The following is a 20,733-nucleotide window of genomic DNA, read 5'->3' on the forward strand; positions in this document are numbered from 1 at the left end:
GGTTTTTTTATGGGCCTAGGCTCGTGAAGATCAGGCGGGCTCTATGGCCGACACCATGCAATCTGGCTCGCTGATGCGAAAACGCACATTGAGGTCGAACAGCCTGACGCCGTACTCCTTGTCGTCCGGCTTGCCCTTCTTGTAGGCGGGGCGGGGATCCTGGGCCAGCACCTCGCTCACCAGCTGGCGCAGCTCGGGGTGAGCCTTGAGCCAGGGCATGAGCTGCTGCTCCGCCTCCGGGGTGAAGCTCACCGACAGCGGCGGTGTGGGGGCCTCGGGGGCGAAGCCGCCACGGGCGTGGGGCAGGCTGTCGGCATAGGGAATGTAGGGCTTGATGTCGACGACGGGGGTGCCGTCCAGCAAGTCCACGGCGCCCAGCTCGAGCCACAGCTTGCCTCGCTCTCGGCCCACCCCGTGCAGCTCGACCACCGAGAGGCCGAGGGGATTGGGGCGGAAAGTGGAGCGAGTGGCAAAGACCCCGACCCGCTCGTTGCCGCCGAGGCGCGGCGGACGCACCGTCGGGTGCCAGCCCTGGGCCATGGTCTGGTGAAACACGAAGCTGAGCCAGAGGTGGGAAAACTGCTCTATGCCGCGCAGCACGTCCGGCTGATCGTAGGGAGGCAGCAGCTCCAGGCGGGCGCGGGCCGATTTGACCAGGCCTGGCTGGCGGGGGATGGCGAACTTCTCCTTGTAGGGAGAGCGGATGATCCCTAGGGTGTCGATGTCGAACTTCATGGCGGATCCTGGCTGAAAACCCCGGCAATGTAGCACAGGCGGGCTGAAAACGCAGGGGTCGCCACAGGAGGGAGCCCTTGCCGCCCGCTGTGATCCCGGTCGCAGAGCGCGGCATCTGAGGCTGTGCCCAGGGGCCAACTTGCGTAGGGTGGGGGAAGAAAGGGATTGGCCGGGGTCATGGCGCCGCGGCGCACAGGAGAGACAGGGATGAAACTGCTTATTATCGGCGGTACCGGGTTCTTGGGCCGCCACCTCACCTCGCTGGCCCTGGATTGGGGTCATGAGGTGACGCTGTTCAATCGGGGTCACCGTCAGCACCCTGACTGGCGTGAGCTGACCCGGCTGCAGGGGGACAGGGATCAGAACCTGGATCCCTTGCTGGGGGAGGGACTGCACTGGGATCTGGCCATAGACACCTGCTGCTATGACCCAGCGCAGGCGGCCAGCCTCTCGGCGGCCCTGCTCGGGCGCTGCGAGCGGCTGATCTTCATCTCCACCATCAGTGTCTATCGGGACTTCGCCCGGCCAGAGATGGACGAGTCGGCGCCGCTGCACGAAGTGGCCCCCGGCGAGTCAGCCAGTGACTACGGTCCGCTCAAGGTATTGTGCGAGGCCGAGTATCGGGCCCGCTGGGGGGAGCGGCTCTGCATACTGCGCCCCGGCGTGCTGTGCGGCCCCTTCGACCCGACCGGCCGCCTGGCCTGGTGGGTGCAACGGGTGCAACAAGGAGGATCCTGGCTGTTGCCGGGGGAGGGGCAGGACAGGCTGCAATACCTGGACGTGCGCGACTGCGCCGAGTTCGTGCTGCGGGCCGCCGAACAGCGGCTGGAGGGTTGCTTCAACCTCGTCAAGCCCGGCATCTTGCTGGTGGACTGGGTGGAGCGTCTGGCGGCCCGCCTGATACCGGCTTCCCCCCTGCAACCGGAGTGGACCCCCTGGCCCGCCCTGATCGCGGCCGGGGTCGAACCCTGGCAGAGCTATCCCACGCTGCTGCCCAACACCCAGGCCGAGTTTGCCGGCTATGGCAGCATCAGCGCCGAGGCCGCCATCGTTCATGGCCTGAACTTCCGGCCGCTGGAGGAGACGGTGGCCGATCTGGTGGCGTGGCTGGCCAGCAACGAGCAGGCGACTACGGCGGGCATGACCCTGGCCGAGGAGGCGGCGTTGCGGCAGCGGGTGCGGGAGCTCTCACCGTCATAGGTCGGCAGGGGGGAGCGCAGAGGCAAACGAGAGAGGGCACCCCGGGGTGCCCTCTCTCGTTTTGCCCTGGCGTCAGCGCAGCAGTGCGCCGCACTCTGCCAGCAATGCCCTGAGCACGGCGCGATGGCAGCGGGACTCCTGCTCGCAATAACAGCCTACCGACAGCTGGGTCTGGTGGGAGAGGGCCGCCAGCAGCGCCAGATCGTGGCGGGCAGCGGGGCTCGCCATCTCTGCCTTGTACTGCTTGCAGAAGGCGGCCCACTGGGCCGGGGTCTCGGCGGCCTGGCCCAGCTTCATGGTGTCGGGACTGGGGGCCAGGTTGGGGAACCAGACGTCGTACCAATCCTGGCTGGCAAAATCGCTCTTGGGCACGCCGCGAGGCGGACGGCGCACTGTGCCGATGCGTAAGCCTTCACCCTCGAGACGGGGGCTGCCGAGGCGGACTATGGCGAGGGCCATGCCGAGACCTTACTTCTCTTCGGCCACTTTCAGCGCCTGGCCGTAGCAGATCACCTGTTTCAGGCAACCCGGCACGTCGCTGAATTCGGCGCACTTGTCGAAGCTGACGCCGTTGCCGCCCATGTCCGCCACGCGGCGACGAGCTAGAGTGCGGGCCTCACCAGCATTGGGCACCGCCTGGTTGGCGTCGGCCTGGCAGGATTCGCCCTCGACTGTGCCGAGGTAGAGGTAGTTGAGGTCGGCGAGCTGGTTCTGCTCATAGATCCGGACGCCGCCCGGCTTGAAATACTCGTCGAAGTTTTCCTTGTCCAGATTGCTGTTGAAGGCGAAGTCGGCACAACCGGAGGCAATCAGGGGCATCATCAGGATCAGGCGTTTCATGTCGAGGTCTTGTTGAACAGTGAGGGGGCCATTATAGGGGTCAGTCGCTGCCTGCGGCCAGCCCCATTTTTCGCCCGGGAGGCGAGGTGTGACGGGGATCTTGGCACTATCCACAAGACAAGGGGCACATCTGTGCCCCTTGTTCATTTGCTTTCATCAGGCGGGAGCCAGCCGCTGGTGCAGGCTGCGGTAGTAGTCATCTTCCAGCAGTGCCTGGTGCGGGGCGCAGAGGCGGATCTTGCCCTCTTCCATCAGGGCCACCCTGTCCATCTGCTCCAGCCCCAGCAGGCGGTGGGAGATGAGCAGCAGGGAGCGCTCCGCCCCCAGCTTGAGCAACAGGGCCATGATCTCCCGCTCGGTCTGGCTGTCGAGGCCTTCGGTCGGCTCATCCAGCAGCCAGAGCGGTGCATCGTGCAGCAGGGCGCGGGCTATGCCGATGCGACGGCGCTCGCCGCCGGAGAGGGGGCGGCCGCCATCCCCGAGCCAGGCGTCCAGCCCGCTCTCTGCCTCTTCATCCTCGCCTGCCAGCAGGGTGGCGAGCCCTACCTGGGTGAGGACCTCGGTCAGCCGCTCGTCGCTGGCGTTGGGGGCGGCCAGCTTGAGGTTGCCGCGCAGGGTATCGGCAAACAGATGCACCCGCTGGCTGACCACTGAGCAGGAGGCGCGCAGGGCCTCTTCGCCATACTGGGTCAGCGGCTTGCCATCCAGCAGTATCTCGCCGGTCTGGGCCGTCCACTCCCGGGTCAGCAAGCCCATCAGGGTGGACTTGCCGCACCCTGTCTGTCCCAGCAGCGCCAGCTTCTCGCCGGGGTTCAGTTGCAGGGTGCAGCCTCGCAGCACGGGGCCGTCCTGGCCCGGGTAGCTGAAGTGGAGATCCCGTATCTGCAAGGCGCCTTGAGTCGCGGGCGCTTGCTCCTCTCCCCACTCCGGCGCCTTGGCCTCTTGCAGTATCTCGTTGAGACGACGGGCCGAGGTGAGGCTGGTGGAGAGGTGCTGGAAGGCACCCGCCAGGGGCAGCAGCGCCTCGAAGCTGGCCAGGGTGGCGAACACCATCAGCGCCGTGATGGGATCCGGGGTGCCACCGCCGACGCCGTGACCGGCGAGCCACAGCATCAGGGTCAGGGTCCAGCCGCTGAGCAGCTGCACCGAGAAGCTGGCGAGGCCGCTCACCCTGGCCATGCGGGCCTGGGCCTGGATCAGGGCCTGCTCGGCCTGTTGCAGCTCGGCCAGCGCCTTGGGGGCGGCGGCGAACATCTGCAGCTCGGCATGGCCGTCCAGGTAATCCACCATGCGGGTGCGCATGGTGGATTTCTCGGCGATGAGTCGCCGACCGGGGGCCCGACCGGCGAAATAGAACACCAGGGGCAGGGCCAGCATGCCGAAGAGCAGTATGGCCCCCAGGGTCAGCGCCAGGCGGCTGTCGAAGAAGGAGAGGAAGAACACCAGCCCGGCGCAGCTGAGCAGGGCCGCCCCTATGGGGGTGAGGAGGCGCAGGTAGACGTGATCCATGGCGTCGATGTCGGCCACCAGACGGTTGAGCAGATCCGCCTGACGAAAACCGGCCAGGGTGCCGGGGGAGAGGGGGGAGAGTCGTTGCCAGAACCAGACCCGCAACCGGGTGAGCACCCGGAAGGTGGCGTCGTGGCTCACCACCCGCTCACCCCAGCGGCTGGCGGTGCGCACTATGGAGAAGAAGCGCACCCCGCCGGCCGGGGTCATGTAGTTGAAGGTGTCCCGGCTGGCGACCGCCAGCCCCGCCACGGCGGCGGCGGAGAGGAACCAGCCTGATAAAGAGAGCAGCCCCATCCCGGCCACCAGGGTGACCAGGGCCAGCAGCAGACCAAGGGAGAGGCTGAGCCAGTGCTGGCGGTAGAGACGCAGGAACGGCAGTAGATCAGTCATCGAGAGAATCCCCTGAACGTTGGGACAGCAGACGGGCGAAGGGCCCCTGTGCCTGGCAGAGTTGTGCAAAGTGGCCTTGCTCCACCAGCTGGCCGCGCTCCAGCACCAGTATGTTGTCCATCTGGCTGAGCTGATCGAGGCGGTGGGTGATCATCAGCAGGGTCTGGCCCACCGCTGCCTGTTCGAGTGTGCTCATGATGGCGCGCTCGGAGTGGCGATCCAGGCTGGCAGTGGGTTCATCCAGCACCATCAACTGGGTGGACTTGAGCAGGGTGCGGGCCAGGGCGAGGCGCTGGGCCTGACCGACGGAGAGGCCACCGGCCTGATCCCCGACCGGGTAGTCAAACCCCTTCTCCCTCGCAAACTCCCAGGCCTGGGCCCGCACCAGGGCGGCTTCCAGCTCGGCATCGCTGGCCGTTGGCCTGGCCAGCAGCAGGTTGTCTCTCAGGGAGGCGTGGAACAGCTGGGGGTTCTGGGAGAGCCAGCCCAGTTGCAGCCGCCACTGGCTCATGTCCAGCTCGGCGAGCTCCTGGCCGTTGACGCGGAGCGAACCGCGATAGGGGGCAAAGCCGAGCAGGGCGTTGACCAGGGAGCTCTTGCCCGCCCCGCTGATCCCGACCAGCGCAGTGCGCGTGCCTGCCTCAAGGGTGAAATCGATGGGGCCGACCAGCACCTTGCCCTCGGCGCTCAGCACCTCCAGGGTGCGGGCCTCCACCCTGATGGGACCATCGGCCTGGAAGGGAGCACTCCCTGAGGCCGGTTCGCTGACCTCGGCCTCGAGAAACTCCAGCAGCTGTTCGGCGGCGCCTATGGCCTGCGCCTTGGCATGGTAGTGGGCACCGAGTTCCCGCAGCGGAGCGTAAAACTCGGGAGCGAGAAACAGCACGAACAGGCCGGTAAAGAGCGTTACCTTGACGCCATAGTTGCCGAAGTTGAGGTGATCTATGTAGGAGAAGCCGAAGTAGACCGCCACCAGGGCCACCGCGATGGCGGCGAAGAACTCCAGCACTGCCGTGCTCAGGAAGGCGAGCCGCAGCACCTCCATGGTGCGCTCCCGAAAATCTTCCGAGGCGTCGCGAATGGCTTCACCCTCCGCCTGGGTGCGCATGAAGAGCTGCAGGGTACGCAAGCCCTTGAGGCGATCGAGGAAGTGGCCGGAGAGCCGCGCCAGGGACTGGAAGTTGCGGCGGTTGGCATCGGCGGCGCCGACGCCCACCAGGATCATGAAAAGCGGGATGAGGGGCGCTGTGCCGAGCAAGATAATGCCGGCGGCCCAGTTGACCGGGAACACGGCCACCAGGATCACCAGGGGGATGAAGACGGCTATGGCCATCTGGGGCAGATAGCGGGAGAAGAACTCCTGCATGTCTTCGATCTGCTCGAGCAGCAGGCTGGCCCAGCTGCCGGCGGGGCGGCGCTGGATATAGGCAGGGCCGAGACGGGCGAGGCGGGTGAGGACCAGCTCGCGGATGGCCTGGCGCACCGCACTGCCCGCCTTGAAGCTCGCCACCTCACGGCCATAGGCCAGCGCGGCCTTGGTCAGGGTCACCAGCAGCAGGGCAATAAAGAGGGGAATGGACTGCTCGGGCGTGGTGCCCTCTATGATGAAGCCGTGGAGCAGGGTGGCCAGCAGCCAGGCCTGCATCACCATCAGTATGCCCTGACCCATGCCGAGACCAATGGAAAGGCCGATCCAGCGCCGGCCATGGCCCGATTGTTTGCGCAACCAGCCATAGAGATGTTTCTGCTTGTTCTTGTCCATTACCACCCTCCTCGGTCGAGTGGCGCAAGACTATCGTCGCCCCCACGGCTTGGCAACCTTGCCGTTCCGGGAGAGCGGGACTGTTTGCTTGAAAAGTGACCGCCATGCTCACAACTTGGTCGAACAGATTGATTTCCGGCAAAAAATACCGGAGCGGTGATTGCGCTCGCCAGCAAAATGCATATAGTAGAGGCCACTGACGCGGGTGTAGTTCAATGGTAGAACGGTAGCTTCCCAAGCTGCATACGTGGGTTCGATTCCCATCACCCGCTCCACATTCTGATACCCGGTACCTGTCCCGTCTCGTTGCTGCCTCCTTCTGGCACGTCTCTTCAGACGCCGATTTCATGCCTTGTATCTGCTGCGTTCTTGATGCCTTGCGGGCATCGTATAATGGCTATTACCTCAGCCTTCCAAGCTGATGATGCGGGTTCGATTCCCGCTGCCCGCTCCAGCTTTCATGCAAAAAGCCCACTCGGTCGAGTGGGCTTTTTGCATTGGTGGATCCGTGCGGTGGCGCCCAGCACAAACAGAAGAGGCGCCTACAGGCGCCTCTTGTCTCGCGGGGCAGAAGAGGATTATTCCTGCTCCAGCTCGCCACAGAAGCGGTAACCTTCGCCATGAATGGTGGCGATGATCTCCGGGGTGTCGCCCACGCTCTCGAAGTGCTTGCGAATGCGGCGGATGGTGACATCCACGGTACGGTCGTGGGGCTTGAGCTCACGGCCTGTCATCTTCTTGAGCAGCTCGGCACGGGTCTGGATCTGGCCCGGGTTCTCGCAGAAGTGCAGCATGGCGCGGAACTCGGAGCGGGGCAGCTTGAACATGTCGCCCGCCGGGCTGACCAGGGCACGGCTGTTGATGTCCAGCGCCCAGCCATTGAACAGGTAACGCTCCACCAGCTTCTTCTCTTCGCCACCGGCGGCCACGTTCATGGTGCGGCTCAGCAGGTTGCGGGCACGAATGGTCAGCTCGCGGGGGTTGAACGGCTTGGTGATGTAGTCATCGGCGCCGATCTCCAGCCCCAGGATCTTGTCCACTTCGTTGTCACGGCCGGTCAGGAACATCAGGGCGATGTTGTCATCTTCACGCAGCTCGCGTGCCAGCAGCAGGCCATTCTTGCCTGGCAGGTTGATGTCCATGATCACCAGGTTGATGGTGTGGCTGGTCAGGGCCTGATGCATCTCGTCGCCATTGTTGGCTTCCAGCACTATGTAGCCTTCGGCCTCGAAGATGCTCTTGAGGGTGTTGCGGGTGACCAGCTCGTCTTCGACGATCAGAATATGTGGTGTTTGCATGAGTATTCCCAGATTCTTATCAGTTAATTATCGAAATTTTAACACTCTTTGGCGTTATCCGACCGGTCCTGAAAATTTATTACGTCATCCTGGGTATGAATATCAGGTCGAATCATCGCGAATTTGGTATCTATGTTGGCAAACATCCCTGTGCCGCACATAGGCTCTCAACAAGTCTGATCGAGAGAAGCCTGGAAGGGTAGTCCATTACAAAAGTTGCTGCATTTTATCAGTTAACAGGCGCATAACAACACTCTTTGCCGTCAGATAGCAACTTTTTAACTCAGGTTTGATATAAGTCAATCCCGAGGTTCGCTGCATCATACTTGGGCTGGCCCGCTTTTTCGCCCTTAAGAAATGTAATGGGATGCAACATGTGGTTGACATGACTTTGTGGGAAAACTACAGAAATGTGTGTTTTATTGCCCCCTTCGCCCCGCCCCCCTGGCCTGCCTATGCCATCGTCACGGCCTGGAATCCGGCCAGCCGCTGGGTGGGGATGCGCCGCAACGCCCGGCGTCAACGAGCCTTGTCACGCCAGCTTGCCGATGCCCTGGTGATGGGGCCCGTGTGGGGCAGCGATCCGGATGAGCGCTGGCAGGAGGCGTCCCTGTTGCTGCGTCTCCCTCGGGCCGAAGCCATGCGGCTGGCCGCCCGCTTCGGGCAGAACGCCCTCTACTGGGTGGAGGAGGGGGAACTCTGGCTGGTGCCCGTCCTGCTGAAGGGGGCGCCATGCCACCTTGGCAAACTGGCGTCCCGCTGGACTCTCAGATCCTCTGCATGATGAGAGGCTGAACGGGCGTCACACCATACGGGGATAGCGGCTGTTCGCTGGATTGTCAGCCTGTCCACATGATGAAAGAATGAGCGGACTCATTCACTCCATGGAAGGATGCTGACAATGCTGGATCTACTGCCCGACCTTTGCGATCAACATGGCGATGCCCTGCAGGTGGCAGAACCGCTGTTTCACGATTATGGCGGCAAGCCGCTGTTTTACGGCCAGGCGGTCACCCTCTCCTGCTTCGAGGACAACAGCCTGGTGCGCGAACTGGTTAACCGTCCAGGTCATGGCAAGGTGATGGTGATCGATGGGGGCGGCTCCCTGCGCCGGGCGCTGCTGGGGGACCAGCTGGCCATCAAGGCGGTGGAGCAGGGGTGGGAAGGGATCCTTATTCACGGCGCCGTGCGGGATCTGGGCACCCTGGCGACGCTGGCGCTGGGGGTCAAGGCGCTGGCGGCCTGTCCGGTCAAGACCGAGAAACGCGGACAGGGGGAGCTGGATGTGGTGCTGTCGTTTGCCGGGGTCAGCATAGCGCCAGGGGATTATGTCTATGCCGATCTCAATGGCGTGCTGGTCAGTGGCACCAGGCTCCTCTGATCCCTCAGAAGTTGAACCCCACCCCCAGAGTGAGGAAGTGCTCTGTGCTGAAGGCGCTGAGGCCGTAGTTGGCGGTGATGGCCAGCTGCGGCGTCACCAGCAGACTGCTATTGAGCTCCACCAGGGTGCTGGCTTTGCTCGTTTCCAGCTGTTTGAGCTGGCTGCCGATGTTGAGCGAGGGGGAGAGGCGGTAGCGCACCCCCGAGCTGATATTGAAGCCGGCCTGTTCACTGTGGCGCCCCACTGCGGGCCCGGCCTCCATGTAGAGGCTGATGTCATCCTCTACCGGATACTGGTAGCCGGTGTTGATGAGCCAGATATCGAAATTGTCGCCGGTATGGGTTTGGTTGCCGAGCAATACGCCGGAATAGCTTTTCACGTAGAGCTGGCTGTCTGATTCGGTCTGGAGAAAACTCCAGTCGGCAGCCTGGGCCGAAAAGGCGAGGCTTGATGCGAGTGCGATGACGAGAGACTTGACCATTCGTTTCCCCTCCCTGGGTCCGAACAGGACTACAAGCATGGCACATGCCAGCAGGGAGTAAAGGGAACCCCGATCACAATAAAAGAGTTTTAATCGGCGCCAGAGTCGTGCTAAACAAGCCCCTCACTCTGTGTCTTCACGACTTTCTCCATCACGAGGTGAACTCATGAACAAGAAACTGACCCTGCTGGCCGCGCTGGCCCTGGGAGGCTGCGCCATGGCAACGGGTTCCACCCTGGCAGAGCTGCAAGCATCCACCTGGCAGTTGCAAGGGGCGAGCGGTGATACCTTCACCCTGCAGGTCGCCGGTGACAAGGTGGCGGGCAAGGGCGGCTGCAACCGCTACTTTGGTGGCATCACCCAGCAGGGCGACGGCGTATTGACGCTGGGCGCCATGGGCTCGACGCGCATGATGTGCGCAGGGGATCTGGCTGGCAAGGAGATGAACTACCTGCAGACGCTGGAGAAGGTGGCGAGCTTCCAGATAAGCGGCAAACAGCTGGTGCTGAAGGATGCCGACAAGGCCACGCTGCTGACCTTCGATGCGGTGAAATAAGCGGGCTTGTCGTCAGGGGCTGTCGCAGCCTGACGCCAGAAAAAGGGACGCCACGGCGTCCCTTTTTGCTGCATCAACCGGGCTCATCCCCCCCGTTGAAAGCGAAAACGCTTCTTGCGCCTGTAGGGATAGACATCCTCGAACACCCCCTCCTTGATGTTGCCCTGCAGCATCTTCCAGTAGTTGGCATCGAACAGTTCCTTGTGCACCTGCATCATGATCTCCCGCACCTGGGGCTTTTGCAGCAGGAAGGTGGCGAACTCCTCGGGGAAGATGTCGTTCGGGGCCACCGAATACCAGGGCTCGGCGCTCCACTCATCCTCCGGGTAGCGCGGCGGCGGGATCTGGCGGAAGTTGCACTCCGTCATGTAGCAGATCTCGTCGTAGTCATAGAAGACCACCCGGCCGTGGCGGGTCACGCCGAAGTTCTTGAACAGCATGTCACCCGGGAATATGTTGGCCGCCGCCAGCTGGCGGATGGCGTTGCCATACTCCTCCAGGGCGAGCCGGGTCTGCTGCTCGTCCGCCTTGTCCAGATAGAGGTTCAGCGGGATCATCTTGCGCTCTGTGTAGAGGTGCTTGATCACCAGCTTGTCGGCGGTGATGGTGAGGGCAGAGGGGGCCACCGACTTGAGCTCGGCCAGGAGCTCGGGGGAGATGCGGTCCAGGGGAAACTCGAAGTTGGTGAACTCCTGGGTGTCGGCCATGCGGCCCACCCTGTCGTGCTGTTTCACCAGCCGGTACTTCGCCTTCACCTGCTCGTGGCTCACATCCTTGGGCGGGGTGAACTCGTCCTTGATCACCTTGAACACCACATCGTAGGAGGGGAGGGTGAACACGCTCATCACCATCCCCTTGATGCCGGGGGCGATGACGAACTGCTCCCGGCTCTGGGCCAGGTGCTGCTGGTAGTGGCGATAGAGCTCTGTCTTGCCGTGCTTCTGGCAGCCGATGGCGTTGTAGATCTCGTAGTCCGGCTTGCGGGGCATGATCTGGCGCAGGAAGAGCACGAACAGGGCCGGCACAGGGGCATAGACCATGAAGTAGGCGCGGGCGAAGCCGAACACGATGGAGGCCAGCTCTGGCTCGAAGATGACGGTGTCCACATAGATGCTCTGGCCCGTGCTGAGCAGGGGCAGGATGAAGGGATGCACCTCGCCTTTCACCCGAATGAGCCCCACCAGGTAGGCCCCCTTGTTGCGGTAGAACACCTCCTTGAGCAGCTCGATGGCGAACGGCTCCTCGTGCAAGATGGCCGGGCCGCTCTCCGCCAGATGGCGATGAATGTCGATGATGTCCCGCTGCTTGTCTTCAAAGGGCAGGGTGAAGCTGTAATCTCCGAGCAGCTGGCTCAGGGTCTGGGGCAGGTGGGCAAGGTCGGTGCGATAGACTCGCAGCAAGGCGCTCAGATCCGGGTGTTCCCCCCGGCTGCGAAAGGGGTGGATGTAGAGGTTCTCGTCGCGGATGTTACGATGGCGGAAGATCCGGCGATAGACGGAGTTGAAGAAGGACTCCGCCACCTCGAAGTTGTCGCAGCGGGGCAGCAGATCGCTGAAGGCCCCCTTCACCTGCTTGAGCAGGGCCTGGGTCGGCAACTGTTCCCCCATCATCTGCTTGATGAGGGCCGTGGTGGCGCCGACGTGATGATCATAGAGGCGAATGCGCTCGCGCCCGGCGAGCTGCACCCCCAACCAGTCGCTGTTCTCGAAGCGGCTCTTGCTGCCCTGGGTTATCTCGAGAAAGCGGCTGTAAAACGATTCGAAACGCTGCAAGATCGTCTCGGCGACCGCCTGTTCCAATGGCTGCTGCATCTCTCTCTTCCTTGTGATGTATCGGGCCCATGGCGTCTGTGCCGGTAGGTCGGGGGCCCACTCGTCCGGCCACTATGGCAACATCCAAACATCTGTTCAAGTGGCAATGTTCGGGGATAAACGGTAGATTGCGCCCCTGTTTTGCCGGCGGTTTGCTGCAGTTCGCGGCGTCGGCCCTGTTCAGGAGAAACCCGATGAAACTCTATTTTGTACTGGTGGCCCCCGCTCGTGCGGCGAACGTGGGTGCGGCCGCCCGCGCCATGAAAACCATGGGCTTCGATGCCATGCGACTGGTGGGGAGCCGGGTACACGAAGAGGAGGAGGCGAGTTGGGTCGCCCATGGCGCCCAGGAGATCCTGGCCGGGGCAGAAGCCTTCGACACCCTGGAAGATGCCCTGGCCGACATGGATCTGGTGGTCGCCACCACGGCCCGCCAGCGTGGCCGCTATCAGCACTACCTCACCCCGGCCGAGATCCGCGATCAGATCCGCGCCAAGCCTTCCCTTGGGAAGGTGGCCATCGTCTTTGGCTGCGAGGAGTCGGGTCTCTCCAACGAGCAGCTTGCCCAGGTGGATCTCATCAGCTACCTGCCCCTCAAGGTGAGTTATCCCTCTTTGAATCTGGGACAGGCGATCATGCTGTATGCCTACGAGATGAGTCCCCTGCTGGACGAGCCCCAGGCAGTAGCAGAAAATTTTGATGGTGCCGGGCAGGTTCGCGTACTCAAATCAAAAACAGCAGAATTACTTGGTGAACTCGGGGTTTCTCAGGATGAAAAACTGCATCAATGGGTGATGGACCGAGTGCCCATGCTGCCGCAGCGGGATCTGAATATGCTGCATCTGCTCTGCAAAGACCTTGCGCGCCGATTTGGGCGTGAGTAGCAAAGAGGTTTAGGTTGACAGCCCAAGGTCCGGCAAGGTATTGCTAACAACCAGTTTCGTTCAAGAGTGTTCGTCATGCAGCTATTCACCAACATCATCACCACCACCATTATTACCGGTACCACCACAGGTGGCACTGGGGCCGGTTGATGCGCTGACGAACAAGCACAGAAATCTTAAAAGGCCCGTACCCACCCAGTACGGGCCTTTTTGTTGGATTGGTTTTTAGATTGAATTTCATAGATTTACAGGGAGAGAAAGCGATGAGAGTGTTGAAATTTGGCGGGTCGTCACTGGCCGACGCAGAGCGTTTCTTACGGGTCGCCGATATTGCGGTGAACACCCACGGCCAATCCCAGGTTGCCCTGGTGTTGTCGGCACCGGCCAAGGTGACCAACCACCTGGTCGCCCTAGTGGAGCAGACCAGTCGCGGCATGGATGCCAGCGCCACCCTGTTCGAGATCAACGGCATCTTCTCCCGTCTGCTGGCGGGCTTGAAGGCGGCCTACCCGGCGCTGGATGACAAGGCGCTGCAGTCTCGTCTCACCAATGAGCTGGATCAGGTGGAGCGCCTGATGCAGGGCATCCGCCTGCTGGGCCTCTGCCCGGACAACGTCCAGGCCCGCATCCTGAGCCGGGGGGAGAACCTCTCCATCGCCTTCATGCACGAGCTGCTGCGGGTGCGTGGCCTCGAACTGGATCTCATAGTGCCGGAGCAGTTGCTGGTGACCGATGGCGGTTATCTCGAAGCCCATGTGGACATCGAAGCCTCCCGCCTGCGCTTTGCAGCCAAGGGTCTTCGTTCCGACTGTCTCTACCTGATGCCGGGCTTTACCGGTGGCAGCGACAAGGGCGAAACAGTGCTGCTGGGCCGTAACGGCTCGGATTACTCCGCCGCCGTCCTGGCCGCCTGTGTGGACGCCGAGTGCTGCGAGATCTGGACAGACGTGGAAGGTTGCTACAACTGTGACCCGCGCCTGGTGCCGGATGCCTACCTGCTGAAAACTCTCTCCTATAAAGAGGCGATGGAGCTCTCCTATTTCGGCGCCAAGGTGCTGCACCCGAAAACCATCGCCCCCGTGGCCCAGTTCCACATCCCCTGCCTCATCAAGAACAGCTTCAACCCCCAGGGGCCGGGCACCCTCATCGGGGTCGATCAGGGGGACGATGACCTGAAAGTGAAGGCCATCTCGGATCTCTCCGGCATGTGCATGTTCAACGTCTCCGGCCCCGGCATGAAGGGCATGGTGGGCATGGCCGGTCGCATCTTCTCCGCCGTCTCCCGCGCCGGGGTCAGCATAGTGCTGATCACCCAGTCCTCCTCCGAATACAGCGTCAGCTTCTGTATCCACAGCTATGACAGCGACAAGACCCGCAAGGTGCTGGAGCGCGAGTTCGAGCTGGAATTCAAGAACCAGCTGCTGGATCCGCTCGAGATCATGAGCGATCTCGCCATCATCTCCCTCATCGGGGATGGCATGCGCACCAGCAAGGGGATGGCGGCGCGCTTCTTCACCTCCCTGGCCCAGGCCTCCATCAACATAGTCGCCATCGCCCAGGGCTCGAGCGAGCGCTCCATCTCTGCGGTGGTGCGGGATCGCAAGGTGGCGGAGGCTATCAAGGCGTGCCATCAGAACTTCTTCGGCAGCCAGCAGTTCATCGATCTCTTCGTGGTCGGTGTGGGCGGCGTCGGCGCTGCCCTGGTAGATCAGATTGCCCGCCAGCAGCCGGTGCTCGCCGAGCAGGGCACCGGCCTGCGGGTGGTCGGCATCGCCAACAGCCGCCAGATGGCGGTCAACAAGGATGGCCTGAGCCTCGCCAACTGGCGTGAGCAGCTGGTGGAAGCCCGGGACAGCTTCAGCCTGGAAGCGGTGAAGAAGCTGGTGGAAGAGAGCCACCTCATCAACCCGGTGATCGTCGATTGCACCTCGAGCGAGGCCGTCGCCGTCCAGTATGCGGACTTCCTGGCCGCCGGTTTCCACGTGGTCACCCCGAACAAGAAGGCCAACACAGGGTCGCTGGATTACTACAAGGCGCTGCGCCGCACCGCCCGCCAGACCCGCCGCAAGTTCCTCTACGAGACCAACGTGGGCGCGGGCCTGCCGGTCATCGAGAACCTGCAGAACCTCATCAAGGCCGGGGACAAGCTGCGCGCCTTCGACGGCGTCCTGTCCGGGTCGCTCTCCTTCATCTTCGGCAAGCTGGACGAGGGGATGGCTTTCTCCGAGGCGACCAGGATTGCCCGTGGCAACGGCTTCACCGAGCCGGATCCTCGCGACGATCTCAACGGCATGGACGTGGCTCGCAAGCTCTTGATCCTGGCCCGCGAGGCCGGCATGGCGCTGGAGCTCTCCGATGTGGAAGTGGAGCAGGCGCTGCCCCCTGGCTTTGATGTGAGCGGTGATGTGGAGTCCTTTATGGCTCGTCTGCCCGAGGCTGATGGCTGGTTCCGCGATCAGTTTGCCCTGGCTCAGAGCGAGGGCAAGGTGCTGCGTTACGTGGGCTCCATCGAAGGGGGCAAGTGCAAGGTCGCCATCAAGGCGGTCGGTGCCGACGAGCCCCTGTTCAAGGTGAAAGACGGGGAGAACGCGCTCGCCTTCTTCTCCACCTATTACCAGCCCATCCCCCTGGTGCTGCGCGGCTATGGCGCAGGGACCGAAGTGACTGCCGCCGGCGTCTTCGCCGACGTGCTGCGCACCCAGAACTGGAAGCAGGAGCTGTAACATGAGTTCAGCGATGAACCCCGATTTTGAACAAGATGCCATGGTGCAGGGCGGCAGCGTGGTCGCCTATGCCCCGGCCTCCAGCGCCAACCTGAGCGTGGGATTCGATGTATTGGGGGCGGCGCTCGCCCCCGTGGATGGCTCCCTGCTGGGGGATCGCGTCCAGGTAAAGGCGGCCGATGTGGCGTTCGCCCTCTCCTGCGTGGGCCGCTACGCCCACAAGTTGCCGGACGATCCCAAGAAGAACATCCTCTACGACTGCTGGCTTGCCTATGGGGAGGCCCTGGAGAAGCGCGGCCTGACCCTCAAGCCGCTGGCGATGGTGCTGGAGAAGAACCTGCCGGTGGGCTCGGGCCTGGGGTCGAGCGCCTGCAGCGTGGTGGCGGCCCTGGAAGGGCTCAACGCCTTTCACGGCGCGCCGCTTGATGAACACGACATGCTGCTGCTGATGGGGGAGATGGAAGGCAAGATCTCCGGCTCGGTTCACTACGACAACGTGGCCCCCTGCTATCTCGGCGGCATGCAGCTGGTGCTCGAAGAGCACGGCGTCATCAGCCAGGGCATTCCGGTGTTTGACGAGTGGTACTGGGTGGTCTGCTACCCGGGCACTGTGGTCTCCACCGCCGCCGCCCGCGCCATACTGCCGGCCCAGTATCGCCGCCAGGATTGCCTCACCTATGGCCGCCGCCTGGCCGCCTTCGTGCACGCCAGCTACACAGGGCAGGAGGGGTTGGCGGCGAGCGTGCTCAAAGACGTGATTGCCGAACCCTACCGCGCGGCGCTCATCGAAGGATTCAACGAGGTGCGGGCTCAGGCGGCCCAGAACGGGGCCCTGGCCACCGGCATCTCCGGCTCAGGCCCCAGCGTCTTCGTGGTGATGAAGGATCTGGCCCAGGCCGAGCGGATGAAGGATTGGATGGACGCACATTTTGTGCAGAACGAAGATGGATTTGCCCGGGTCTGCAAACTGGACATGGCCGGGGCACGGGTAACAGGAAGCGAGCTATGAATCTTTACAATATCAAGGACAAGAGTGAACAGGTGAGCTTCGCCCAGGCGGTGCGTCAGGGTCTGGGCCGCGAGCAGGGGCTCTTCTTCCCCGAGGTGATTGCGCCCCTGGCCGAGGTGGATGCCCTGCTGGCGTTGCCGCTGGCCGAGCGCTCGGCTCGCATCATCAGCCACCTGCTGGGGGACGAAGTGCCCGCGGCCAAGGTGAGCGAGCTGATCGACGCCGCCTTCACCTTCCCGGCGCCCCTGGTGAAGCTCAAAGACGGCACCTATGCCCTGGAGCTGTTCCACGGTCCGACCCTGGCGTTCAAGGACTTCGGTGGCCGCTTTATGGCCCAGTGTCTGGCGACCTTCCGCACCAACGACAAGATCACCATCCTCACCGCCACCTCCGGCGACACCGGCGCCGCCGTGGCCCACGCCTTCTACGGGCTGGAGGGGATTGAGGTGGTCATTCTCTATCCCAAGGGCAAGATCAGCCCCCTGCAGGAGGCGCTCTTCTGCACCCTCGGCGGCAATATCCGCACCATCGCCATCGACGGCGACTTCGATGCCTGTCAGGCGCTGGTCAAGGATGCCTTCGACGACGAAGGGCTCAAGACCGCCATCGGCCTGAACTCCGCCAATTCCATCAACATCAGCCGCCTGCTGGCCCAGGTTTGCTACTACTTCGAGGCGGTGGCCCAGCTGCCAAAAGCCGACCGCGCCAAGGCAGTTATCAGCGTGCCGTCCGGCAACTTTGGCAACCTCACCGCGGGCCTGATTGCCAAGGCGCTGGGGCTGCCGGTGAAGCGCTTTATCGCCGCCACCAACGCCAACGACACAGTGCCGCGCTACCTGAAAACCGGCAGCTGGGAGCCGCACCAGACGGTCGCGACCCTGTCCAACGCCATGGACGTGAGCCGCCCCAACAACTGGCCGCGCGTGGAAGAGTTGTGCCGCCGGGAAGGCTGGGCGCTGGAGACCCTGGGCTCTGGCATGCGCAGTGATGCCGAAACCCGCGATGCTCTCAAACGCCTGCACCAGCTCGATTACCTGTGCGAGCCTCACGGCGCCATCGCCTGGGATCTGCTGAACGAGCAGCTCGCCGAGGACGAGGTAGGGGTCTTCCTCTGCACCGCCCATCCGGCCAAGTTCAAGGAGTCGGTAGACGAGATCCTGGATCTGGATGTGCCGTTGCCGGGCCCGCTTGCCAAGCACGCCGCCCTGCCGCTGCTCTCCCACAACCTGCCCGCAGACTTTGGCCGCCTCAAAGCCTTCCTGCTCGGTTAAGCACCCATGAAAAATGAAAATCCCCCGCCTTTTTGCAAAGAGCGGGGGATTTTTTATTTCCGGCATAGGGCGGGGAATCCAGCCCTGGATGATCACCCTGAAACAAAGGATCACAGTATGAGCCAGCATCCCCTTCGCACATTGATCGAGACCTGCGACGCCGCCATCTCCCGGCGCGACTTCGATGCCCTGATGGCCTTCTACGCCGAGGACGCCGCCCTGGTGGTCAAACCCGGCATGGTGGTGCGCGGCATCCCCGCCATTCGCCGCGCCTTCACCGCCATCTCCGATTACTTTGATGGCCAGCTTGAGGTGACCCAGGGGGCCATGGAGGTGATAGAGGGGGCCGACAACGCCCTGGTGATCATGGAGACCATGCTGCGCTATCCCGATGGTGAGGGTGGCTGGATCGATGAAGCCCGACGCGCCACCTATGTGTTTCGCAGGGAGGCGGATGGAGAGTGGCGCTGCACAATCGACAACTCCTATGGCACTGCGTTGCTGGCGGCGCAGCGGCCCGGCGACCAGCCTGCTACCGACTAGCAAAGTGCCACGGGATCCGCGCAACCAAGATCAGGCATCCAGGCCGGGCAACCTTAGCCGCACACAGGGCTTCGTTCTGCCCGGGAGGGGGCATCACAGCGGAGCTCCCGGCGCAACTCCCCGTTTTGGTTGTACCTCACAACCTGCGGGTGAAAGGCGCGCTGATAGTGATTGCTGCGACTTTTTTACGCATCTGGTTTGCACTCTTGTCGTTATGCTCGCCCTTGGCAGCACAACCCTGTCGGCGGGTCATTTCCGGCCCCCCGGGGCCCATTGACCCGGCCTGCCGTGGCTGCTAATCAGGGGGCTGCTTGACACCCTTCATGGACGAGCAGGGCCGCAGATGCCTCGAAGGCGCGGCTGATCGACAACAACACCACAGTGCAGGGAGCAAACCATCATGTGGCCGTACCGAAAAATAGTGACCCAGTCCCTCAAGACTCCCCTGATGATCGCCAGGATCATGTTTTACCTGGCCCTGTTATTGGTATTCCCCCTGCCAATGATGATGTTATCGGACTCTCCGGCGGCAGAGATGGGGCGTTTCTCTTACGTCCTGGTGACGTTTCCCATCGCCATGGGGCTGATGCTGATATCGAGCCTGATGGCCATCCTGATCGCCATGGTGGAGTCGCGAAACCAGCAGCCACCCCAGGGGCGGTGGTAAGAGAGCCTTCGCCTTGTGAGCCATCCAATAAAAAACCATCCCGGGCGGGATGGTTTTTTTGTGTCCGATCACCCAGCACGGCGGCCTGATGGCCCTGATATAGCCCGACGAGTTCCAACCTGGGGCCCCCACCTTTTTGGCCGATGCTGCCCCACCATCTGGTGGCAGATTTCGCCGAGCCGAGCGTGTTTTGCTCGGGTAAGTTGCAAAGGGTCAGCCGATAGCACCTTCTTTGGTCACAGAGGAGGCTTTTTTATGCTGCAAGAGCCGTGAAGCGGGGAGCTAGGCTCATCGACAGGTGGCTGGTGGTGGACTGGAGCACAGGCGCTCAGTTTAAAAAGGGCTCGACTTAAGATGAAAATCCAGTATTTTGGATTTGCTTCCTTTATTTTGGATTTAACATGGATTTTCAACAGATGCTGGCGGCGCGCCTGCACGGGCTGCGCGAACAACAAGGCTGGTCGCTGGAGCAACTGGCCGAGCGCTCCGGGGTGAGTCGTTCCAATATCTCCAATATCGAGCGCGGTCAGAGCAGCCCGACCGCAGTGGTGCTCGATAAACTGGCCACCGCGCTAGGCGTGCCGCTCGCCTCGCTCTTTACCCGTGAGCCCGAGGAGTCGGTCTCGCCCTGTAGCCGTGTTGAAGAGCAGCCGGTCTGGACCGATCCGCAATCCGGTTATCAGCGCCGCCATCTGACGGCATTGTCTCAGGCGCCGCTACAGATGGTGGAGGTGTGTTTTCCCGCCGGGCAGAGCGTGCAGTATGCACCTCAGCCGCTGCCGACCCACTGGCACCAGCAGATCTGGCTGCTCGATGGCGAGATGCAGATTGAATCGTCCGAGGGGCAGTGGCAGCTTCGCGCCGGCGATTGCCTCTGCATGAGCATTGAGGGGGGCACCCGCTTTATGAATCCGGGCAGCACGACCGCCCGCTATCTGGTCGCCCTGGTACGCTGTACCTACTAAAGGCGGCGCGTGGCACTAGCCAAAGAGGGCGCGCAGCAGGGATGAACCCAGGTGCTGGCTATATCTGGGAAAGACAATGTGCCGAGCACCCATAAGCGCCGAGAGCGGCGCGTTGCAAGGTCCGGCACGAAACAAGGGCAAGCAGAGAGAGGAGATAAGGGATGCAAATCAGACTGGATGATGTGACCGACCCGCGCGTGATGGCACTACTGGAAGAGCACTTGAGCGATATGCGCGCCATCTCCCCTCCCGAGAGCAAGCACGCCCTTGATGGTGCGGCGCTGCGCGCATCCGATGTCAGTTTCTGGACGTTGTGGGATGGGGAAGAGGCGGCCGGTTGTGTAGCCCTGAAACGGCTGGAGGCGGGACATGGTGAGATCAAATCGATGCGCACCGCCACCCGCTACCGCCGCCGTGGCATTGCCCGTCAACTGCTGGCTCATGTGCTCGAAGAGGCCCATCTGCGCGGTCTGACCCGCCTTAGCCTGGAGACGGGCAGCCAGCCCTTCTTTGCACCGGCTCATCGCCTCTATCACGCCTTCGGGTTTGAGGAGTGCGGCCCCTTTGGTCATTACCGTGAGGATCCCCATAGCCGGTTTATGACCAAAGCATTGTGAGTCGTATTACGGCTTCCTGGTGGGCAAATAGAAGAGGGTATATTTAGGGGGAATTTGGACACCCACCTTTTGAAATTGCTACATCTGA

General features: G+C 62.6%; 20 protein-coding genes and 2 tRNA genes. 14 read left to right on the forward strand and 8 right to left on the reverse strand.

Annotation, left to right across the window (positions count from 1 at the left end; genetic code table 11):
* Positions 1-30 precede the first annotated feature (30 nt).
* A complete protein-coding gene (gene tsaA, locus WIR04_RS06255) occupies positions 31-735 on the reverse strand; it encodes a tRNA (N6-threonylcarbamoyladenosine(37)-N6)-methyltransferase TrmO (protein ID WP_338891288.1) in 705 nt (234 codons plus the stop codon).
* Positions 736-942: 207 nt separating this feature from the next.
* Between tsaA and WIR04_RS06260 the strand changes: the two genes are divergently transcribed.
* The gene (locus WIR04_RS06260; protein WP_338891290.1) at positions 943-1,935 is read left to right on the forward strand and encodes an NAD-dependent epimerase/dehydratase family protein; all 993 of its coding nucleotides are present in this window, start codon (positions 943-945) and stop codon (positions 1,933-1,935) included.
* Positions 1,936-2,007: 72 nt separating this feature from the next.
* Here the strand turns inward: WIR04_RS06260 and WIR04_RS06265 are convergent, their stop codons facing one another.
* The 4 genes from WIR04_RS06265 to cydD all read right to left on the reverse strand — a co-directional run bounded on the left by WIR04_RS06265 (position 2,008) and on the right by cydD (position 6,439).
* Positions 2,008-2,394: a DUF488 domain-containing protein gene (locus tag WIR04_RS06265; protein WP_338891292.1), complete on the reverse strand. Its 387-nt coding sequence runs from the start codon at positions 2,392-2,394 to the stop codon at positions 2,008-2,010.
* A 9-nt stretch (positions 2,395-2,403) separates the two neighbouring features.
* Positions 2,404-2,775, reverse strand: a complete 372-nt coding sequence (rcsF, locus tag WIR04_RS06270; protein WP_005325859.1) for an Rcs stress response system protein RcsF — start codon at positions 2,773-2,775, stop codon at positions 2,404-2,406.
* 156 nt (positions 2,776-2,931) lie between these two features.
* Positions 2,932-4,677, reverse strand: a complete 1,746-nt coding sequence (cydC, locus tag WIR04_RS06275; protein ID WP_338891295.1) for a heme ABC transporter ATP-binding protein/permease CydC — start codon at positions 4,675-4,677, stop codon at positions 2,932-2,934.
* Complete coding sequence (gene cydD, locus WIR04_RS06280; RefSeq protein WP_338891296.1) at positions 4,670-6,439, reverse strand: heme ABC transporter permease/ATP-binding protein CydD; 1,770 nt, start codon at positions 6,437-6,439, stop codon at positions 4,670-4,672. The genes cydC and cydD overlap by 8 nt, the downstream gene beginning before the upstream one ends.
* 201 nt (positions 6,440-6,640) lie before the next feature.
* Here cydD and WIR04_RS06285 point away from each other — a divergent pair.
* Together WIR04_RS06285 and WIR04_RS06290 are read left to right on the forward strand one after the other, a co-directional pair.
* A tRNA-Gly gene (locus tag WIR04_RS06285) sits at positions 6,641-6,714 on the forward strand.
* 104 nt (positions 6,715-6,818) lie between these two features.
* Positions 6,819-6,893, forward strand: a tRNA-Gly gene (locus tag WIR04_RS06290).
* Between the two features lie 124 nt (positions 6,894-7,017).
* Here the strand turns inward: WIR04_RS06290 and arcA are convergent.
* Positions 7,018-7,737, reverse strand: coding sequence for a two-component system response regulator ArcA (gene arcA / locus WIR04_RS06295; protein WP_010673581.1), 720 nt, complete (start codon positions 7,735-7,737; stop codon positions 7,018-7,020).
* A gap of 385 nt (positions 7,738-8,122) precedes the next feature.
* On the opposite strand from arcA, the gene WIR04_RS06300 reads away from it, so the two are divergent.
* Positions 8,123-8,521 carry a DUF3293 domain-containing protein gene (locus WIR04_RS06300; RefSeq protein ID WP_338891298.1) on the forward strand — a complete coding sequence of 133 codons (399 nt, stop codon included), beginning with the start codon at positions 8,123-8,125 and terminating at the stop codon, positions 8,519-8,521.
* 117 nt (positions 8,522-8,638) lie between these two features.
* Entirely contained in the window at positions 8,639-9,118 is a 480-nt protein-coding gene (locus tag WIR04_RS06305; protein WP_338891300.1) for a putative 4-hydroxy-4-methyl-2-oxoglutarate aldolase, read from the forward strand.
* Positions 9,119-9,122: 4 nt separating this feature from the next.
* Here WIR04_RS06305 and WIR04_RS06310 read toward each other — a convergent pair whose 3' ends face one another.
* Complete coding sequence (locus WIR04_RS06310; protein WP_025327744.1) at positions 9,123-9,599, reverse strand: hypothetical protein; 477 nt, start codon at positions 9,597-9,599, stop codon at positions 9,123-9,125.
* A 166-nt stretch (positions 9,600-9,765) separates the two neighbouring features.
* Here WIR04_RS06310 and WIR04_RS06315 point away from each other — a divergent pair, with 166 nt between their 5' ends.
* Complete coding sequence (locus WIR04_RS06315; RefSeq protein WP_338891305.1) at positions 9,766-10,155, forward strand: META domain-containing protein; 390 nt, start codon at positions 9,766-9,768, stop codon at positions 10,153-10,155.
* An 83-nt stretch (positions 10,156-10,238) separates the two neighbouring features.
* Here WIR04_RS06315 and aceK read toward each other — a convergent pair whose 3' ends face one another.
* Complete coding sequence (gene aceK / locus WIR04_RS06320) at positions 10,239-11,966, reverse strand: bifunctional isocitrate dehydrogenase kinase/phosphatase (protein WP_338891307.1); 1,728 nt, start codon at positions 11,964-11,966, stop codon at positions 10,239-10,241.
* Positions 11,967-12,160: 194 nt separating this feature from the next.
* On the opposite strand from aceK, the gene WIR04_RS06325 reads away from it, so the two are divergent.
* From WIR04_RS06325 to WIR04_RS06360, 8 genes are all read left to right on the forward strand, one after another.
* On the forward strand, positions 12,161-12,850 hold the full coding sequence (locus tag WIR04_RS06325) for a tRNA/rRNA methyltransferase (RefSeq protein WP_338891309.1): 690 nt from the start codon (positions 12,161-12,163) through the stop codon (positions 12,848-12,850).
* 263 nt (positions 12,851-13,113) lie between these two features.
* Positions 13,114-15,573: a bifunctional aspartate kinase/homoserine dehydrogenase I gene (gene thrA, locus WIR04_RS06330; protein WP_338891311.1), complete on the forward strand. Its 2,460-nt coding sequence runs from the start codon at positions 13,114-13,116 to the stop codon at positions 15,571-15,573.
* 40 nt (positions 15,574-15,613) lie between these two features.
* Positions 15,614-16,582 carry a homoserine kinase gene (gene thrB / locus WIR04_RS06335; RefSeq protein ID WP_338892473.1) on the forward strand — a complete coding sequence of 323 codons (969 nt, stop codon included), beginning with the start codon at positions 15,614-15,616 and terminating at the stop codon, positions 16,580-16,582.
* The gene (gene thrC / locus WIR04_RS06340) at positions 16,579-17,853 is read left to right on the forward strand and encodes a threonine synthase (protein WP_338891313.1); all 1,275 of its coding nucleotides are present in this window, start codon (positions 16,579-16,581) and stop codon (positions 17,851-17,853) included. The genes thrB and thrC overlap by 4 nt, the downstream gene beginning before the upstream one ends.
* A 117-nt stretch (positions 17,854-17,970) precedes the next feature.
* A complete protein-coding gene (locus WIR04_RS06345; protein WP_338891315.1) occupies positions 17,971-18,396 on the forward strand; it encodes an SgcJ/EcaC family oxidoreductase in 426 nt (141 codons plus the stop codon).
* A 400-nt stretch (positions 18,397-18,796) separates the two neighbouring features.
* A complete protein-coding gene (locus tag WIR04_RS06350) occupies positions 18,797-19,063 on the forward strand; it encodes a hypothetical protein (RefSeq protein WP_163135396.1) in 267 nt (88 codons plus the stop codon).
* A gap of 401 nt (positions 19,064-19,464) precedes the next feature.
* Positions 19,465-20,028: a helix-turn-helix domain-containing protein gene (locus WIR04_RS06355; protein ID WP_025327735.1), complete on the forward strand. Its 564-nt coding sequence runs from the start codon at positions 19,465-19,467 to the stop codon at positions 20,026-20,028.
* Positions 20,029-20,189: 161 nt separating this feature from the next.
* Positions 20,190-20,645: a GNAT family N-acetyltransferase gene (locus tag WIR04_RS06360; protein WP_025327734.1), complete on the forward strand. Its 456-nt coding sequence runs from the start codon at positions 20,190-20,192 to the stop codon at positions 20,643-20,645.
* Positions 20,646-20,733: the final 88 nt, after the last annotated feature.

Origin of the sequence: Aeromonas rivipollensis, from assembly GCF_037811135.1 — a bacterium.
GTDB lineage: Bacteria > Pseudomonadota > Gammaproteobacteria > Enterobacterales > Aeromonadaceae > Aeromonas > Aeromonas rivipollensis.

Coding starts and splice junctions, on each gene's coding strand:
- tsaA (WP_338891288.1), bottom strand. CDS start 735: ATGAAGTTCGACATCGACACCCTAGGGATCATCCGCTCTCCCTACAAG.
- WIR04_RS06260 (WP_338891290.1), top strand. CDS start 943: ATGAAACTGCTTATTATCGGCGGTACCGGGTTCTTGGGCCGCCACCTC.
- WIR04_RS06265 (WP_338891292.1), bottom strand. CDS start 2,394: ATGGCCCTCGCCATAGTCCGCCTCGGCAGCCCCCGTCTCGAGGGTGAA.
- rcsF (WP_005325859.1), bottom strand. CDS start 2,775: ATGAAACGCCTGATCCTGATGATGCCCCTGATTGCCTCCGGTTGTGCC.
- cydC (WP_338891295.1), bottom strand. CDS start 4,677: ATGACTGATCTACTGCCGTTCCTGCGTCTCTACCGCCAGCACTGGCTC.
- cydD (WP_338891296.1), bottom strand. CDS start 6,439: ATGGACAAGAACAAGCAGAAACATCTCTATGGCTGGTTGCGCAAACAA.
- arcA (WP_010673581.1), bottom strand. CDS start 7,737: ATGCAAACACCACATATTCTGATCGTCGAAGACGAGCTGGTCACCCGC.
- WIR04_RS06300 (WP_338891298.1), top strand. CDS start 8,123: ATGACTTTGTGGGAAAACTACAGAAATGTGTGTTTTATTGCCCCCTTC.
- WIR04_RS06305 (WP_338891300.1), top strand. CDS start 8,639: ATGCTGGATCTACTGCCCGACCTTTGCGATCAACATGGCGATGCCCTG.
- WIR04_RS06310 (WP_025327744.1), bottom strand. CDS start 9,599: ATGGTCAAGTCTCTCGTCATCGCACTCGCATCAAGCCTCGCCTTTTCG.
- WIR04_RS06315 (WP_338891305.1), top strand. CDS start 9,766: ATGAACAAGAAACTGACCCTGCTGGCCGCGCTGGCCCTGGGAGGCTGC.
- aceK (WP_338891307.1), bottom strand. CDS start 11,966: ATGCAGCAGCCATTGGAACAGGCGGTCGCCGAGACGATCTTGCAGCGT.
- WIR04_RS06325 (WP_338891309.1), top strand. CDS start 12,161: ATGAAACTCTATTTTGTACTGGTGGCCCCCGCTCGTGCGGCGAACGTG.
- thrA (WP_338891311.1), top strand. CDS start 13,114: ATGAGAGTGTTGAAATTTGGCGGGTCGTCACTGGCCGACGCAGAGCGT.
- thrB (WP_338892473.1), top strand. CDS start 15,614: ATGGTGCAGGGCGGCAGCGTGGTCGCCTATGCCCCGGCCTCCAGCGCC.
- thrC (WP_338891313.1), top strand. CDS start 16,579: ATGAATCTTTACAATATCAAGGACAAGAGTGAACAGGTGAGCTTCGCC.
- WIR04_RS06345 (WP_338891315.1), top strand. CDS start 17,971: ATGAGCCAGCATCCCCTTCGCACATTGATCGAGACCTGCGACGCCGCC.
- WIR04_RS06350 (WP_163135396.1), top strand. CDS start 18,797: ATGTGGCCGTACCGAAAAATAGTGACCCAGTCCCTCAAGACTCCCCTG.
- WIR04_RS06355 (WP_025327735.1), top strand. CDS start 19,465: ATGGATTTTCAACAGATGCTGGCGGCGCGCCTGCACGGGCTGCGCGAA.
- WIR04_RS06360 (WP_025327734.1), top strand. CDS start 20,190: ATGCAAATCAGACTGGATGATGTGACCGACCCGCGCGTGATGGCACTA.